The sequence below is a fragment of the Boseongicola sp. genome (genome assembly GCF_057460485.1).
Window position 1 is genome coordinate 1 of record NZ_JBVCWP010000393.1, and the last position, 3,060, is coordinate 3,060.

The 3,060-nt window shown below is 57.5% G+C and carries 3 protein-coding genes and 1 pseudogene; 1 reads left to right on the plus strand and 3 read right to left on the minus strand.

The window, feature by feature from the left end; genetic code table 11:
- A partial coding sequence (gene tyrS, locus AC221Y_RS22625; RefSeq protein WP_486708548.1) for a tyrosine--tRNA ligase occupies positions 1–1,012 on the minus strand: 1,012 nt, incomplete at its 3' end.
- A 79-nt stretch (positions 1,013–1,091) separates the two neighbouring features.
- On the opposite strand from tyrS, the gene AC221Y_RS22630 reads away from it, so the two are divergent.
- Positions 1,092–2,213: an anhydro-N-acetylmuramic acid kinase gene (locus AC221Y_RS22630; RefSeq protein ID WP_486708549.1), complete on the plus strand. Its 1,122-nt coding sequence runs from the start codon at positions 1,092–1,094 to the stop codon at positions 2,211–2,213.
- Between the two features lie 20 nt (positions 2,214–2,233).
- Here the strand turns inward: AC221Y_RS22630 and AC221Y_RS22635 are convergent, their stop codons facing one another.
- Together AC221Y_RS22635 and eno are read right to left on the minus strand one after the other, a co-directional pair.
- On the minus strand, positions 2,234–2,650 hold the full coding sequence (locus AC221Y_RS22635) for a cupin domain-containing protein (RefSeq protein ID WP_299755454.1): 417 nt from the start codon (positions 2,648–2,650) through the stop codon (positions 2,234–2,236).
- A 96-nt stretch (positions 2,651–2,746) separates the two neighbouring features.
- Positions 2,747–3,060 (minus strand): annotated as a pseudogene (eno, locus tag AC221Y_RS22640) (phosphopyruvate hydratase); the annotation flags it as partial.

Here is a 3,060-nt window from a genome sequence, read left to right on the forward strand (position 1 = left end):
CCAGGTCATCGCCAACGCCGCCTTTTTCAAACACTTCGCGCGATGTGGCCTCAGCTGTTTCCGCCGCCTCAGACCCATGCAACAAAGCCGTTACTTCGTTGGCTAGGCGTATCTTTGCGGCATTGATCTCGGAGCCTTCAAGTGCGCCCAAGCGGGTGCACTCTTCTACGGGCAATTCAGTGTAAAGCTTCAAAAACCGCCCCACATCCGCGTCCGTCGTGTTGCGCCAGAACTGCCAAAACTCGTAGGGCGACAACATATCTTCAGACAACCAGATCGCGCCGCCCTGCGACTTGCCCATCTTGCGGCCGTCGCTTGTCGTCAGCAAAGGCGTCGTCAGTCCGAATATCTCGCTTTCCAGAACCCGGCGCGTAAGGTCAATACCATTGACGATATTGCCCCACTGATCCGAGCCACCCATCTGCAGCAAGCAGCCATACCGCCGATTCAGTTCCAAAAAGTCGTAAGCCTGCAGAATCATATAGTTAAACTCGAGGAATGACAGCGATTGTTCACGATCAAGACGTGACTTTACGCTCTCAAAACTCAGCATCCGGTTGACCGAAAAATGCCGCCCGATATCGCGCAGAAAATCGAGGTACTTCAGCGTGTCCAGCCATTCCGCGTTGTTCAGCATGATCGCATCGCTCGGCCCGTCACCATACGTCAGGTATCGCGCAAACGACTGCTGCATGCCGGAGATATTGTCGTCGATCTGCGCAGTCGTCAGAAGGGGCCTTTCGTCCGCACGAAACGACGGATCGCCAACCTTCGTCGTGCCGCCACCCATCAACGTGATTGGCTTGCCGCCTGCTTTCTGGAACCAGCGCAACAACATAATGTTTAGCAAATGCCCCACATGTAGAGACTTCGCTGTCGCGTCGTAACCGATATAGGCGGGCACAACTCCTGATATCAGCGCGTTATCCAGCGATTGCAGGTCGGTACAATCTGCCAGAAAGCCGCGTTCAATGATCGTGGCAAGAAAATCGGATTTTGGGTGGTAGGTCATGGGCCATCGTCTATGATTGTCGCCCGAGGTATTCAGGCTTTCGCGCGGGTATAAAGCGCAGAGCGGGTGAGGGGAAGGCATGTCAAACACGGGACCGATATGGGCACTTGGCGCAATGTCAGGCACGTCGCTGGATGGCGTTGATGCGGCAATGATCCTGACCGATGGCGTGACCGTTTTCGAGTTCGGTGACACCGCCTATCGCGCTTACACCGACAGCGAACGGGTCACTTTACGCGCGGCTTTGGGGAAATGGGACGGCGCGGACGTCGCCGCTGCGGCTGAAGTTGTCGAAACCGCCCATGCTGAAGTACTTTCGGGTTTCAAGAATGCTGCCCTTATCGGCTTCCACGGACAGACCACCGCCCATCGCCCCGAGGCAGCACACACACATCAGGCAGGGAACGGAGCGCTTCTGGCCGAGGTTCTCGACGCCCCTGTCGTCTGGGATTTTCGCAGTAATGATATGGCATTAGGCGGACAGGGCGCGCCGCTTGCGCCGTTTTATCACTTCGCATTGTCCCGCCATATCGGTGCCCAAAAGCCTTGCGTCTTCCTCAATATCGGCGGTGTCGCAAACCTGACGTGGATCGACCCTGCCATGCAAAGCCCAGAGACACCGGGTGCGCTTTTGGCCTTCGATACGGGTCCCGGCAACGCACGTATCGATGACCTTATGGCGGATCGACTGGGTCAGCGGATGGATAAAAATGGTGCGCTCACCGCAGCAGGTGTCGTTGACGGAGACATCCTCGAACACCTCCTTGCGAAAGAGCAGTTTTTCCGGCGGGTGCCGCCAAAATCGCTAGACCGCGATGATTTCCATGACTGGAACGACGCGGTTTCAGACCTTTCAGACGCGGACGCCGTCGCAACCCTTGCCGCCGCCACCGCGGGCGCCATCGCAAAAGGTATCGCACAATGTCCCATGCCACCGGAACAAGCATGGGTGACGGGAGGGGGGCGCAAAAACCCAGCTTTGATGGAAATGATTGCAGCATTGCTGGACTGCCCCGTGGCCCCGGTCGAAGAGGCCGGTCTCGACGGAGACATGCTTGAAGCGCAGGCTTTCGCGTATCTCGCAGTCCGCGTTGCACGGGGCATGTCAACCTCGGCCCCTGGAACCACGCGCGTGGCGGCGCCCGTCGGCGGCGGGCAAATCAGCCGCCCGGGCGCGTTGAAGTCGATGACTGCGATCTGACTGACTCTGCGGCCTTTGCCTCAGGTGAAGTCAAATCCGGGCGGTGCCAACTCAAATCCGTCAAAGCGAAACCCCGGGGACACTGTGCATCCAACCAGCGTCCAGGGGCCGGTGGTCTCGGCTGACTGCCACGCGTCCTTCGCGACAATCCCTTGCGGTTCCTGTCCGGCGGACAAATTGGCGCCCAAAACCAGCGAATTAACTGGACCATCTGCGGTATCGGCAGTCCGCAAAATCAAAGGATCACCTGCGTAAAAGTGCCAGATCTCAACCGCATCAACCCGGTGCCAGTGGCTGCGCTGCCCCTCGGTTAAAAGGAAATAGATGCAGGTCCCGGACGCTCGCGGCGCGTCGTCGGCCTCCCATGTCTGGCGGTAAAACCCGCCTTCAGGATGCGGTTCCAAGCGCAGTTTCTTGATGATGTCATCGGCAGTCATAGAACGCCTTCCTCAAAGAAAATGGGCAGGGGAAGACCCTGCCCAAAATAGTATTTCACAGTGCCAGCACCAAGGGCCCCGCGCAGAACAAATTCCTTAACGCAGAATCGATTTACCTGCATAAACAGCGGTTTCTTCGAGCATTTCTTCGATACGGATCAATTGGTTGTATTTAGCCAACCGATCGGACCGCGCAAGCGATCCGGTCTTGATCTGCCCACAGTTCGTCGCCACAGCGAGGTCCGCTATCGTCGCATCTTCGGTCTCGCCCGAGCGATGCGACATCACTGCTGTCATCCGCGCGCGGTGCGCCATATCAACTGCCATCAGTGTTTCGGACAATGTGCCGATCTGGTTCACTTTCACCAAAAGCGAGTTTGCAGCTTTTTCCTCGATGCCGCGTGCAAGCC

Excerpts from the sequence above, each read along its gene's own strand:
- AC221Y_RS22630 (WP_486708549.1), top strand. The coding sequence starts at position 1,092 with ATGTCAAACACGGGACCGATATGGGCACTTGGCGCAATGTCAGGCACG.
- AC221Y_RS22635 (WP_299755454.1), bottom strand. The coding sequence starts at position 2,650 with ATGACTGCCGATGACATCATCAAGAAACTGCGCTTGGAACCGCATCCT.